This is a genomic window from Leisingera sp., assembly GCF_034669605.1.
In the GTDB taxonomy this organism is placed as follows: domain Bacteria; phylum Pseudomonadota; class Alphaproteobacteria; order Rhodobacterales; family Rhodobacteraceae; genus Leisingera.
This window is the reverse complement of record NZ_JAXMOX010000140.1, coordinates 1-12,582: the sequence shown is the minus strand read 5'-3', so window position 1 is coordinate 12,582 and position 12,582 is coordinate 1. Positions and strand designations below refer to the sequence as shown.

Below are 12,582 nucleotides of genomic sequence, written 5' to 3'. Positions count from 1 at the left end.
ATGCGCGGATGCAACTTGGCCTTCCGGCGACGGCCACGCCCCATGCCATGCGCCACAGCTTTGCCACGCATCTGCTCGACGCGGGCGGTGATCTGCGCGCGATTCAGGAATTGCTGGGCCATGCGTCGCTGTCGACCACGCAGGCCTATACCGCCGTCGACACCGCGCGGCTGATGGAAGTCTATAACAACGCTCATCCCAAAGCGGGCCGCTGAGCCCTTCCAAGCTGACCCTCTTGCACCCCGCGCCCCGATCGCCATATTGAGACCAAGCGAGGACGACCTCCCCCATTTGGGCAGCCACTCGGGACGACCCGACCAATACCGGGACCACCCCATGCGCAGCACCGCAGACCGCATCCGCCACGCCCTCAGTTTTGAAGTTCTCGCTCTTTTGATCGTCACGCCCATGGGCGCTTGGCTGTTTGACAAGCCACTGCATGAGATCGGCGTCGTCACCATCGTCAGCGCCAGCATCGCGACGGGATGGAACTACCTTTACAACCTCGGGTTCGACCACGCCCTGCGCCGCCTGCGCGGCACGGTGCGCAAGACGGTGCCGATCCGCGTGCTCCATGCCGTGACCTTCGAGATCGGCCTGCTGTTTGTGCTGATGCCCTTCATCGCGTGGTACCTGAGCATCTCGCTGATGGAGGCCTTCCTGATCGACGTGAGCTTTGCGCTGTTCTACCTGATCTACGCCTTCGTCTTTAACTGGGTCTACGACGTGATCTTCCCGGTGCCAGAGCCTGTCCGCCCGTCTTAATCGGCGCGCAGGCGGCTGACGAACTCAGCCGCCGCCTCTGCCGGATCGCGCGCGCCCTCGGCCACGGCGTCACTGAGCCGTACCAGATCGTCCTTCGCCTGCGGTGTTTCCAACTGCGCCAAAAGCCGGTGCTTCACATCCTGCTCGAACCAATAGCGCGCTTGCGCGGCACGGGTGCGGTCGCAAAAGCCCCTGGCGCGCCGCCATTCGATTAGCTCCTGCAGCGCGGCCCAAGTCTCGTCCAGCCCGTCTTCCTCAAGCGCCGACACAGCGGTGGCGCGGGGGTAACCTTCGGGGTCTTGCGGGCGTTTGCGCAGCAGGCGCAGGGCACCGGCGTAGTCGGCCCGGGTGCGCGCAGCGGTAGATTTCAAATCGCCATCGGCCTTGTTGATCACGATCAGATCGGCAATCTCCATGATCCCGCGTTTGACGCCCTGCAATTCATCCCCGCCCGCCGGGGCCAGCAACAGTACGAAAGCGTCCGACATCTCGGCCACCACGGTTTCCGACTGGCCGACGCCGACGGTCTCGACCAGCACCACGTCAAACCCGGCCGCCTCGCACAGGGCCACCGCCTCGCGCGAGCGGCGGGCGACACCGCCCAGGTGGGTCTGGCTGGGGGACGGGCGGATGAAGGCATTCTTCTCGCGGCTGAGGCGCTCCATCCGGGTCTTGTCGCCGAGGATCGAACCGCCGGAGCGCGCCGAGCTGGGATCCACTGCCAGCACCGCCACCCGCAGGCCCAGCGCCGTCAGCATCATGCCGAAGCTTTCGATAAAGGTGGACTTGCCCACCCCCGGGGTGCCGGACAGGCCGATGCGCAGCGACTGGCGTTTGTGCTGTGCCAGTTCCGACAGCAGCTCCTGCGCCATGCTGCGGTGATCGGCGCGGCCGCTTTCCACCAGGGTGATGGCGCGGGCCAGGGCCCGGCGGTCGCCATCCAAGATCTTCTGCTTCAGCTGTTCAGTATCCATGCGCGTCTTCCTGTCGTGATGGGCGGACCTTGGCGCAAGCCCGCCCGGATTGTCCAGTGCCTGCCATCTGCCGGGCAACCTACAACAGCAGCAGGCGCGGAAAAGGCGGCAAATCCGCCGCGCCTGCCGCCGTTTGCGCAGACTGCCAGCTGCAAACCGGGCGCTAGACCTTGCCGCCGCCTTTGGCGATAAGGCGGGTCATGAGCAGATTACCGATCGAAGACGCCCTTCCTGAACTGCTGGACGCCCTGCGCAAGCGGGGCCGTGCTGTGCTGCAGGCGCCGCCCGGCGCGGGCAAGACCACCCGGGTGCCGCTGGCCATGCTGGAGGCCGGGCTGACCGCGGGGCGGATCGTGATGCTGGAGCCGCGCCGCCTGGCGGCGCGCGCGGCGGCCGAGCGGATGGCCGAAACGCTGGGCGAGACGCCCGGCCAGACAGTCGGCTACAGGGTGCGCGGCGATGCCAGGGTTTCCAAGGCGACCCGGATCGAAGTGGTAACCGAAGGCATCCTGACCCGGATGCTGCAGTCGGACCCGGACCTGCCCGGCGTGGGTGCGGTGATCTTTGATGAATTCCACGAACGCTCGCTGAACGCAGACCTGGGCCTGGCCTTGTGCCTTGAAGTGGCCGGCGCGCTGCGCGATGACCTGATCCTGATGGCAATGTCCGCGACACTGGATGCCGGGCCGGTGGCGGCGCTGATGGACGCGCCGATGGTCACCTCCGAGGGGCGCAGCTTTCCGGTGGAGACCCGCTGGCTGGACCGCCCCCTGCCCGCCCAGGCCCGCCGTGCGGACGCGCTTGCGGATCTGGTGGTGCAGGCGGAACAGGACACCCGCAGCGCAGACAGCGATCAGGGCGGCGGCATTCTGGTGTTCCTGCCCGGCGAGGGCGAGATCCGCCGTGCGGCCGGCGCCCTGGCCAAACGCCTGCCCGGCCATTGCCATATCCGGCCCCTGTTCGGCGCCCTGCCCTTTGCCGATCAGCGTGCCGCCATCCAGCCGGAAAAGGACGGGCGCAAGGTGGTGCTGGCAACCTCGATCGCCGAGACCTCGCTGACCATTCAGGACATCCGGGTGGTGGTGGATATGGGCCAGGCGCGGCGCGCCCGGTTCGATCCCGGCTCCGGCATGTCGCGGCTGGTCACCGAGAAAGTCACCCGCGCCGAGGCCACCCAGCGCCGGGGCCGCGCGGGCCGGGTTGCCGAGGGCGTCTGCTACCGGCTGTGGACCAAGGGCGAAGAAGGCGCGCTGATGGCGTTCCCGCCGGCCGGAATCGAAAGCGCCGACCTTACTGATCTGGCGCTGGAGCTGGCCTTGTGGGGCGCGGCGCCGGAGGAGCTGTCGTTCCTCAGCCAGCCGCCTGCCGGCGCGTTGAGCGAAGCGCAGGCGCTGCTGCAAATGCTGGGCGCCTTGACGGCGCAGGGGCGGATCACCAAACACGGCAAGGCGCTGTCTGCACTGCCGCTGCACCCCCGCCTTGGCCATATGCTGCTGACCGCAGGCCCGGCTGCGGCGCCGCTGGCGGCCCTCCTGGGCGAGCGCGACCCGCTGCGCGGAGCGCCTGCCGATCTGTCATTGCGGCTGGAGGCGCTGAAAGATCCCAAGGGGTTTGAGCGCAAGCGCCCCTATCAGCTGAACCGCCCGGTGGTGGAACGGATCAAAAGCGAGGCCCGGCGGCTGGAGCGGCAGGCAGGACGCGGCACCGGCAGGCTGTCGCCGGCGGCGATGGCCGCGCTGGCCTATCCCGACCGCGTCGGTCAGCGGCGCAAGGGCGACGCGCCGCGGTTTGTGCTGTCCGGCGGCAAGGGCGCGGTGCTGGAAAGCAGCGACACGCTGGCGGGCGCTCCCTTCCTCGTGGCGCTGGACACCGACGGCAACCCGCGCGAGGCGAGGATCCGGATGGCGGCGCAGATCTCCCTCGGCGAAATCCGCGCGCTGTTTGCGGATCAGATCGCCTGGAGCAATGTCTGCGGCTGGTCCAAACGCGACCGCCGGGTGGTGTCGCGCCAGCAGGAGCGGTTCGGCGCCATCGTGCTGGACGACCGGCTCTGGAAAGAGGTTCCGCAAGACGCCGTTGCCGATGCCATGCTGGACGGGGTGCGCGAGCTGGGCCTGCGGCTGACCGGCGCCGCTGCACGGCTGGCGGCGCGGGTGGAATTGGTGCGGGCTGAGGGCCATGATCTGCCGGATTTCACCATCCCCGGCCTGATGGACCGGCTGGAAGACTGGCTGCTGCCGATGCTGGACGGGGTGAAAAGCGCCGAAGAGTGGAAGCGTTTCGATCTGCTGCCCGCGCTGCGCGCCGCCCTCGATTGGGAGCAGACACAGCTGCTGGACCGCGAGGCGCCGGGCAGCTTCGTCACGCCGCTGGGACGCAAGATCCCGATCAGCTATGAGGATGAGGTGCCGGAAATCTCGGTCCGTCTGCAGGAGCTGTTCGGCCTCAGCCGCCACCCTGCCGTGGGCGGGGTGGCGCTGAAGATCACCCTGCTGTCGCCGGCCCAGCGCCCGATCCAGATCACCCGCGACCTGCCCGGCTTCTGGGCGGGGTCATACGCCGACGTGCGCAAGGACATGCGCGCGCAATATCCCAGACACCCCTGGCCCGAAGACCCCACCCGCGAAGACCCGACGCTGCGCGCGAAACGCCGGAAATAGGCGCCGGGCAGCGGGCGGGAGGGGCTGCGGCCCCGGCCCGCGTCAGGGGCCTGCACCGCGGGCGCTGGCAGCCCGGGACCCGGTGCAACCTGCCTCTTGCAAGGCCGGCATATCTGCGGCCGCGGCCTTGAAACTCCGGGGATTCAGGCTTACTTTTTCACAATTCCACACAAAACACGGGACCAACCCAACAACAAAGGCTGGGCAGATATGACAAGCACTCTGATCCGCGCCTGGGAAGAAATTCTCAAGCCGATGCTGAAACGACCAAACCGCCTGCAGGTTGCTGCGCTGTGCTACCGCACCGGCGCGGACGGCAAGGAAGTGCTGATGATCACCAGCCGCGGCACCGGCCGCTGGATCCTGCCCAAGGGCTGGCCGGTCGATGGCAAGGACGGGCCGGATTCGGCCCTGCAGGAAGCCTGGGAAGAAGCCGGCGTCAGCGCCGCCCGCGTTTCGGAGAAACCGATCGGCGAATACAATTACACCAAATATCACGACAACGGCACCGAGGAGCCGGTGACGACGCTGATTTTCGCGGCCGAGGTCGAACAGCTGACCGACGACTACCCCGAATCCGCCGAGCGCAACCGCCAGTGGATGCGCCCGGAGGAAGCCGCAACACTGGTGCATGAGCCGCAGTTGCAGGACGTTTTGCGTCAATTGTAAAAGTTATGTGACATTTTCATGTCAGACGCTTGATCCGTAGCCAGAGCGGCGTTAGGCGCGTGCGCAGACCTTCGGAATCAGGAATGCCACGATGAGCGATGCAGATCCGCGCACGCAATGGAATACGCTGGACAAGGATCTGAACCGGATCTCCCAGCTTGAACTTGCCACAAGCTATGCCTCCCGCCCGCTGGTAGCGCCCGGCATCGCGCTGGCCTTCATCGTGCTGGCAGGGCTTGGCGCCGGGGTGTTCTTCGGCGGTTCCGCGATGAATATGGTGGTCATCGCCGCCGCCGCATTCGGCGCCTATATGGCGATCAACATCGGCGCCAATGACGTCGCCAACAACATGGGGCCGGCGGTGGGCGCCAACGCGCTGACCATGGGCGGCGCCATCGTGATTGCCGCGGTTGCCGAAAGCGCGGGCGCGCTGCTGGCCGGCGGCGATGTGGTCTCGACCATTTCCAAGGGCATTGTCGACCCCGCCGCGGTTGCCAGCAGCAGCGTCTTCATCTGGGCGATGATGGCGGCACTGATCTCCTCGGCGCTGTGGGTGAACCTGGCCACCTGGGTCGGCGCGCCGGTGTCCACCACCCATTCGGTTGTCGGCGGTGTTCTGGGCGCTGGTGTCGCCGCCGCAGGCGTTGCCGCCGTGAACTGGCCCACCATGGGCAAGATCGCCGCCAGCTGGGTGATCTCGCCGGTGCTGGGCGGAGTGATTGCGGCGCTGTTCCTCGCCTTCATCAAGGCCAAGATCATCTATCAGGACGACAAGATCGCCGCCGCGCGCCGCTGGGTGCCGGTGCTGGTCGGTATTATGGCCGGCGCCTTTGCTGCCTATCTCGCGCTCAAGGGCCTGAAACGGATCGTCAAGATCGACCTTGAGACGGCGCTGCTGATCGGCGCCGGCACCGGGGCGCTGTCCTATGTGATCACCGCGCCGCTGATCAAGCGCCAGTCCGAAGGCATGGAGAACCGCAACAAGTCGCTGAAGACGCTGTTCGGCCTGCCGCTGGTGATTTCCGCCGCCCTGCTGTCCTTTGCCCATGGCGCCAACGACGTCGCCAACGCGGTCGGCCCGCTGGCGGCCATCGTGCATGCCACCGAGTTCGGCGATTTCGCCTCCAAGGTGGCGATCCCGACCTGGGTGATGGTGATCGGCGCCTTCGGCATCTCCTTCGGCCTGTTCCTGTTCGGTCCCAAGCTGATCCGCATGGTGGGCAGCCAGATCACCAAGCTGAACCCGATGCGCGCCTTCTGCGTGTCGCTGTCTGCGGCCATCACCGTGATCGTGGCCAGCTGGCTGGGCCTGCCGGTGTCCTCTACCCATATCGCTGTGGGGGCCGTGTTCGGCGTCGGTTTCTTCCGCGAATGGCATATGGAGCGCCGCCTGAAGAAATCCGCCGAGGGCCTGCCGCCGGAAAAGCGTATCGCCCCCGAAGAACGCCGCCGCCGCAAGCTGGTGCGCCGCAGCCATTTCATGACCATTATTGCGGCCTGGGTCATCACCGTGCCCGCCGCCGCGCTGCTGTCAGCGGTGATCTACCTGTTGCTGAACGCCCTCGTCGGCTGATCCGCAATGCCGTGGCAATTGGAACCCCCCGCGCCAGCCGGCTGCGGGGGTTTTTCTTTGCCCGGGCGCCGCGCCCGACCAACAGGCAAGGTTCTATCCATGGAATGGGCCGCGGCAGGCAGCAGCCCGCCGCCGCGCAAGCCGCAAAAGTCAGCCGCCCATGCACCAGCGCATGACAGCTTTTTGCGCGTGCAGCCGGTTTTCCGCCTCGTCAAAGATCACTGACTGCGGGCCGTCCATCACCGCCGAGGTCACCTCTTCCTCGCGGTGGGCGGGCAGGCAATGCATGAACAGCGCATCGGGCTTGGCATGGGCCATCAGGTCATCGTTCACCTGATAGGGCCGCAGCATGTTATGGCGGCGCTCTTTGGATGATTGGCTGTCATGCATCGACACCCAGGTATCGGCCACAATCAGATCGGCGCCCTCAACCGCTTTGAACGCGTCGCGTTCAATGGTCACCTTGGCACCCGCCTTGCGCGCCAGACCGATGAATTCCTCCTCCGGATCCAGCTGTGCCGGGCCGGTGAAGGTGAGGTCGAACCCGAACTGCCCCGCCGCATGCAGGAAAGAAGCGCAGACATTGTTGCCGTCGCCGGCCCAGACCACCTTCTTGCCCTTGATCGGGCCGCGGTGCTCCTCGTAGGTCAGGATGTCGGCCATGATCTGGCAGGGATGGGTGCGGTCGGTGAGGCCGTTGATCACCGGCACGTCTGCATAGTCCGCCATCTCGGTCAGCACGGTTTCGTCAAAGGTGCGGATCATGATCATATCAACATAGCGCGACAGCACCCGGGCGGTGTCGGCAATGGTCTCGCCATGGCCCAGCTGCATGTCCTTGCCGCTGAGCACCATGGTCTGGCCGCCCATCTGGCGCACGCCCACATCAAAGGACACACGGGTCCGGGTCGAGGGTTTCTCGAAAATCAGCGCCACCATCCGGTCCTTCAGCGGCAGCTCATCGTCCAAGGCGGCCTTGGGGCGGCCGAGGCGCGCCTGTTTGGTCGCCTTGGCCTGATCGATGATCCCGCGCAATTCGGCAGGGTCTGTTTTGTGGATGTCGAGGAAATGGTTCATGTCGGTTTCGCTTTGTTCTGGCGAAGGCCGGGGGCGCTGCCCCCGGACCCCCGGAGTACTTCTGCAAAGATGATGATCAGGCGGCTGCGACCTGGGCGGCGGTTTTTTCCAGACGGCTGACGGCCTCGGCGATGTCTTCATCAGTGAGGGTCAGCGGCGGCAGCAGGCGGATCACATTGTCTGCCGCCGGCACGGTGATCAGCTCGTTTTCATAGCCTGCGCTTACCACATCACTGTTCACCGCCTTGCATTTCAGACCCAGCATCAGGCCCGCGCCGCGCACCTCCTCAAAAACCTCCGGGTGATCGGCAACCAGCCCTTCCAGCTTTTGCCGGAAAAGGCCGGACTTGCGGTTCACATCTGCCAGAAACTCAGGCTCGGCAACGTGATCCATCACCGCGCAGCCGACCGCACAGCCCAGCGGGTTGCCGCCGTAGGTGGAGCCATGGGTGCCCGCGGTCATGCCGCTGGCAGCCTCTTCGGTGGCCAGCACCGCGCCCAAGGGAAAGCCGCCGCCGATGCCCTTGGCCACCATCATGACGTCCGGGGTGATGCCCGCCCATTCATGGGCAAACAGCTTGCCGGTCCGCCCGACGCCGCATTGCACCTCATCGAGGATCAGCAGCAGGCCGTGTTCATCGCAGATCTGCCGCAGCGCCTTCAGTTCGGCATCCGGCACCGGGCGGATGCCGCCCTCGCCCTGCACCGGTTCGATCATGATCGCGGCGGTGGTCCCGGTAATGGCATTGGTCAGGCCATCCAGATCGCCAAAGGCCAGATGCACGAACCCGGGCAGCAGCGGGCCGAAGCCCTTGGTCATCTTTTCCGACCCGGCTGCGGCGATCCCGGCAGAGGACCGGCCGTGGAAAGAGCCGTCAAAGGTGATGATTTCCACCCGCTCCGGCTGGCCCTTGTCGTAGAAATACTTGCGCGCCATCTTCACCGCCAGTTCGCAGGCCTCAGTGCCGGAATTGGTAAAGAACACGGTGTCGGCAAAGGTATGTTCCACCAGCTTGTCCGCCAGCGCCTGCTGTTGCGGGATCTGGTAGAGGTTTGAGACATGCCACAGGTTCTGCGCCTGGATGGTCAGCGCCTCCACCAGCGCCGGATGGGCATGGCCCAGCGCATTCACCGCAATGCCCGAACCCAGGTCCAGAAAGCGTCGCCCGTCCGCCGTGGTCAGCCAGGCGCCTTCGCCTTTGACGAACTCAAGCGGTGCACGGTTATAGGTCGGCAGAACGGACGGGATCATCAGGATCATCCTTTTCATGGAGTGAAGCCAAAGCTGTGACTCAGCAAGGGCCTTAGGTCAACGGTGGGTCAACGGTTTTGGGAAAGCAGGAGCGCCGGAAAACGGCACAACGGATCAAAGGGCCGATTACGCCAGGCGGCGTCGGCGTCGCGGAAGGGTGATATGTGCGCGTTTGATCATAATGCGGTTCCATAATGGAGGTTTGGTCAAAAGAAAACCCCTTTTGGGAGGGCTGGACCGGCAAACCGGCACATGCGCCCGGCAGCCGCTTCTTTCTGGTTCGAAATACTCCGGGGTGAATTGGCCCGCGGGCCAAGAGGGGCAGCGCCCCCTCTTTCCTTCAAGCCTGCGGGGCAGCGCTCCTCTTCCCGCCAAGCCTGCGGGGCAGCGCCCTTCTTTCCTTTCAGCCTGCGTGGCTGCCTCCGCCTTTGCCGCAGCGGAATGCGGCTGGCAGCGATGCGTTTCCCCTTGCATCCCGCGGCGGCTTGCCGCACCGCTTGCCCATGAGCCGAAACACACCGCAGAACCCGCCGCTGGCCGCCGCCCTCATTCTGGCGGCAACAACCTTCATTGCCGGCACCACCCTGCTCGCCAAGGCGCTGGGAACGGATCTGCTGGGCACGCCGCTGCACCCGCTGCAGATCAGCCATGGACGGTTTGTGTTTGCCTTTCTGGCAATCTCCGCGTTGGTGGTTGCGCTGCGGCCCAGGTTCCTCCGGCCGCATTGGGGCTATCACATCGGCCGCACCGCCTTTGGCTGGGCCGGGGTCACGCTGATGTTTGCCTCGGTCGCCTATATCCCGCTGGCCGATGCCACTGCGATCACCTTCCTGAACCCGGTGTTCGCCATGCTGCTGGCCATCCCGCTGCTGGGAGAGCGGGTCGGCCCCTGGCGCTGGGGCGCGGCGCTGATTGCCATGATCGGCGCCATGATCCTGTTGCGGCCGACCCCGGCCAGTTTTCAACCCGCGGCCCTGCTGGCGCTGGGGGCGGCGGCGGTGATGGGGCTGGAGCTGATCTTCATCAAGAAACTGGCAGGCCGCGAAGCGCCCTTGCAGGTGTTATGGGTCAACAACCTCCTGGGGGTGATGATTGCCAGCTGCGCGGTGCTGCCGGTCTGGCAGATGCCCAGCCCTGCGCAATGGGGGGCGCTGGCCGCGCTGGGGCTGCTGATGGCCTGTGCCCAGGCCTGTTTCATCAACGGCATGGCCCGCGCCGATGCCTCCTTTGCGGCGCCGTTCAGCTATGCCACGCTGGTTTTTGCAGCCTTTTATGACTTTCTCGGCTTTGGCGCGGTGCCGGATGCCATCTCCTTGCTTGGCGCCTTTATCATCCTGGCAGGCGCCGCCATCCTCGCCTGGCGGGAAGGGCGGCCGGTTCCCCCGGCCGGCCGCGCCGCCGCCGCCGCGCACAGGTCCTAGGCGGCCGGCCTTCACGAAAGTTATTTCCGCTGCGCGGCCCGCCTGCGACCTCCGCGTCGAAAACCGGCATTTTCCGGGCATTTTGCGCGCCACCCTGTCCTGTAACAGGAGAGGAGGACGCAGATGCACGAGAGGCGGATACCCGAATGGCTGCGCCATGCGCCGGTGCCTTCGGTGCGGGATTTTGGCATCCTGGCCGGGCTGGAAGCGGTGGTGCGCGGCACGCTGATCTCGGTCTTTCCGCTGATCATGTACCGGGCCTTGGGCGATGCCGGGCTGGTGTCGGCCTCATATTTTGCTGTCGGCATCCTGTCGCTGCTGGCCGGGCTGATGATCCCTGCACTGATCCGGCTGGTGCCGCGCCGCTGGGCCTATTCGCTGGGGGCGCTGATGTTCATCGCTTCGGCCGGATTCGCCATCGAAGGCAGCCCGGCGTCGGTGCTTGCGGCGCTGGCGCTGAACACGGTGGCGGCGGTGACCACCTTCATCTGCTTCAATGCCTATGTGCTGGACTATATCTCGCGGGTGGCGCTGGGGCAGTGCGAAACCTCGCGGATGTTCTATTCGGCGCTTGGCTGGACCGCCGGACCGGTGGCCGGCGTGCTGCTGCTGGAGGTCTGCCCCCCTGCCCCGTTCCTGATTTCCGCCGCGGCCGCGCTGCTGATGCTGGCGGCCTTCTGGTGGATGCGGATGGGCAACGGCAAGCAGATCGCCCGTGCCCGCGGCCCCGCCTCCAGCCCGCTGGCCTATGTGCCGCGCTTCCTGGCGCAGCCGCGGCTGGTCGCCGGCTGGCTGTTTGCGGTGATCCGCTCGGCCGGCTGGTGGATCTATGTGGTCTACCTGCCGATCTTTGCGATCGAAAAAGGCTTGGGAGAGGAGCTCGGCGGCATCCTGCTGTCTGTGACCAACGCGGCTCTGTTCAGCGCGCCGCTGCTGCAGCGCTGGGTGCAGCGGCATTCGATCCGGCTGGCGGTGCAGACCGGCTTTCTGGGGGTGACGGGCTGTTTTGGCGCGGCGGCCCAGGCCCAGGGCTGGCCGCCAGCCGCGATCGCTCTTGGCTGGACCGCCGGACCGGTGGCCGGCTCGGCAGCGCTGATCCTCTTGGATATCTGCGCCGGGCTGCCGTTTTTGATGGCGGTCAAGCCCTCCGAGCGGACCGAGATGTCAGCCGTCTATTCCAGCTACCGCGACATTTCCGGCATTCTGACGCCAGGGGTTGCCTGGCTGGTTCTGCTGGCCGCGCCGGTTGCCGGGATCTTTGCGGCAGGCGCTGCGGCCACTGCAGCGGCAGTACTGCTGGCGGGCAACCTGCATCCGCGGCTTGGGCGCAGAAAACCGGCGCCGGCGCCCGGCGAAAATCCGGTTCCGGCAGAATAGCGGCGTCAGGGTTTCAACCGGTAGCCGGCGCGCAGCATGGCCCAGGCCAGCAGGCACACCCCAAAGGTGGCGCCGCTGCAGACGGCCAGCCCCAGCCAGGGCGAGCTGTCCGAAGTGCCGATCACCCCGAAACGCACCCCGTCGATCAGGTAGAACACCGGGTTCAATTGCGAAATCACCTTCAGTACCGGCGGCAAAGCCTCAACCGAATAGAAGGTGCCGGACAGGAAGGCGAGCGGGGTGACGATGAAATTGGTGATCGCGGCCATCTGGTCGAATTTGTCGGCAAAGACCCCGGCGACGATGCCCAAACCGCCCAGGAAAGCTGCGCCCAGCACGATAAACACCAGTGCTGCCAGCGGATGTGCGGGCACGATCTGCAACACCGCCATCAGCCCCAGTCCGATGCCCAGCGCCACCAGCGTGCCGCGGGCCACGGCGCCTGCCAGATAGCCCAGCAGGATCTCCAGCCCCGACAGGGGCGGCATCAAAGTGTCGACGATGTTGCCTTGCACCTTGGCAATCACGATGGAAGACGAGGTATTGGCAAACGCATTCTGGATCACTGTCATCATCATGATGCCGGGCGCCAGAAAGGTCAGGAACGGCACCCCCATCACATCGCCGCGTTTGGGGCCGATGGCAATGTTGAAGATCATCAGGAACAAGGCTGCCGTCATCAGCGGCGCCAGCAGCGTCTGGGTCCAGACCGCCAGGAACCGCTTCACTTCGCGCCAGGCCAGCGCCTTGAGCCCCAGCCAGTTCACCCGCCCGAACCGCCGCGCGCCCAATTCAACCTGATATCCCCGATCCG

The 12,582-nt window shown here is 66.1% G+C and carries 11 protein-coding genes; 7 read left to right on the top strand and 4 right to left on the bottom strand.

Annotated features, from left to right (window positions below; all coding sequences use genetic code 11):
• The coding region (locus VOI29_RS16480) for a tyrosine-type recombinase/integrase (protein ID WP_323780986.1) at positions 1-215 on the top strand (215 nt) is incomplete at its 5' end.
• Between the two features lie 121 nt (positions 216-336).
• Positions 337-765 (top strand): PACE efflux transporter, encoded by a 429-nt coding sequence (locus VOI29_RS16475; RefSeq protein ID WP_323780983.1) that lies wholly within the window; start codon positions 337-339, stop codon positions 763-765.
• Here the strand turns inward: VOI29_RS16475 and meaB are convergent.
• A complete protein-coding gene (gene meaB / locus VOI29_RS16470; RefSeq protein WP_323780980.1) occupies positions 762-1,739 on the bottom strand; it encodes a methylmalonyl Co-A mutase-associated GTPase MeaB in 978 nt (325 codons plus the stop codon). The two genes, VOI29_RS16475 and meaB, sit on opposite strands and share 4 nt — an antisense overlap.
• A gap of 200 nt (positions 1,740-1,939) precedes the next feature.
• Between meaB and hrpB the strand changes: the two genes are divergently transcribed.
• From hrpB to VOI29_RS16455, 3 genes are all read left to right on the top strand, one after another.
• A complete protein-coding gene (hrpB, locus tag VOI29_RS16465) occupies positions 1,940-4,399 on the top strand; it encodes an ATP-dependent helicase HrpB (RefSeq protein WP_323780977.1) in 2,460 nt (819 codons plus the stop codon).
• A gap of 210 nt (positions 4,400-4,609) precedes the next feature.
• Complete coding sequence (locus VOI29_RS16460; protein ID WP_323780975.1) at positions 4,610-5,068, top strand: NUDIX hydrolase; 459 nt, start codon at positions 4,610-4,612, stop codon at positions 5,066-5,068.
• A 91-nt stretch (positions 5,069-5,159) separates the two neighbouring features.
• Positions 5,160-6,641 (top strand): anion permease, encoded by a 1,482-nt coding sequence (locus VOI29_RS16455; RefSeq protein ID WP_323780972.1) that lies wholly within the window; start codon positions 5,160-5,162, stop codon positions 6,639-6,641.
• A 150-nt stretch (positions 6,642-6,791) separates the two neighbouring features.
• Here VOI29_RS16455 and argF read toward each other — a convergent pair whose 3' ends face one another.
• The gene (argF, locus tag VOI29_RS16450) at positions 6,792-7,718 is read right to left on the bottom strand and encodes an ornithine carbamoyltransferase (protein ID WP_323780969.1); all 927 of its coding nucleotides are present in this window, start codon (positions 7,716-7,718) and stop codon (positions 6,792-6,794) included.
• Between the two features lie 76 nt (positions 7,719-7,794).
• The gene (locus VOI29_RS16445) at positions 7,795-8,970 is read right to left on the bottom strand and encodes an aspartate aminotransferase family protein (RefSeq protein WP_323780990.1); all 1,176 of its coding nucleotides are present in this window, start codon (positions 8,968-8,970) and stop codon (positions 7,795-7,797) included.
• 503 nt (positions 8,971-9,473) lie between these two features.
• Here VOI29_RS16445 and VOI29_RS16440 point away from each other — a divergent pair.
• Together VOI29_RS16440 and VOI29_RS16435 are read left to right on the top strand one after the other, a co-directional pair.
• Positions 9,474-10,391 (top strand): DMT family transporter, encoded by a 918-nt coding sequence (locus VOI29_RS16440; RefSeq protein WP_323780966.1) that lies wholly within the window; start codon positions 9,474-9,476, stop codon positions 10,389-10,391.
• Positions 10,392-10,514: 123 nt separating this feature from the next.
• Positions 10,515-11,768, top strand: coding sequence for an MFS transporter (locus VOI29_RS16435; RefSeq protein WP_323780961.1), 1,254 nt, complete (start codon positions 10,515-10,517; stop codon positions 11,766-11,768).
• Between the two features lie 5 nt (positions 11,769-11,773).
• Here the strand turns inward: VOI29_RS16435 and VOI29_RS16430 are convergent, their stop codons facing one another.
• Positions 11,774-12,559, bottom strand: a complete 786-nt coding sequence (locus tag VOI29_RS16430; protein WP_416361548.1) for an ABC transporter permease — start codon at positions 12,557-12,559, stop codon at positions 11,774-11,776.
• Positions 12,560-12,582 lie beyond the last annotated feature (23 nt).

Excerpts from the sequence above, each read along its gene's own strand:
- VOI29_RS16440 (WP_323780966.1), top strand. The coding sequence starts at position 9,474 with ATGAGCCGAAACACACCGCAGAACCCGCCGCTGGCCGCCGCCCTCATT.
- VOI29_RS16435 (WP_323780961.1), top strand. The coding sequence starts at position 10,515 with ATGCACGAGAGGCGGATACCCGAATGGCTGCGCCATGCGCCGGTGCCT.
- hrpB (WP_323780977.1), top strand. The coding sequence starts at position 1,940 with ATGAGCAGATTACCGATCGAAGACGCCCTTCCTGAACTGCTGGACGCC.
- VOI29_RS16475 (WP_323780983.1), top strand. The coding sequence starts at position 337 with ATGCGCAGCACCGCAGACCGCATCCGCCACGCCCTCAGTTTTGAAGTT.
- VOI29_RS16455 (WP_323780972.1), top strand. The coding sequence starts at position 5,160 with ATGAGCGATGCAGATCCGCGCACGCAATGGAATACGCTGGACAAGGAT.
- meaB (WP_323780980.1), bottom strand. The coding sequence starts at position 1,739 with ATGGATACTGAACAGCTGAAGCAGAAGATCTTGGATGGCGACCGCCGG.
- VOI29_RS16445 (WP_323780990.1), bottom strand. The coding sequence starts at position 8,970 with ATGATCCCGTCCGTTCTGCCGACCTATAACCGTGCACCGCTTGAGTTC.
- argF (WP_323780969.1), bottom strand. The coding sequence starts at position 7,718 with ATGAACCATTTCCTCGACATCCACAAAACAGACCCTGCCGAATTGCGC.
- VOI29_RS16460 (WP_323780975.1), top strand. The coding sequence starts at position 4,610 with ATGACAAGCACTCTGATCCGCGCCTGGGAAGAAATTCTCAAGCCGATG.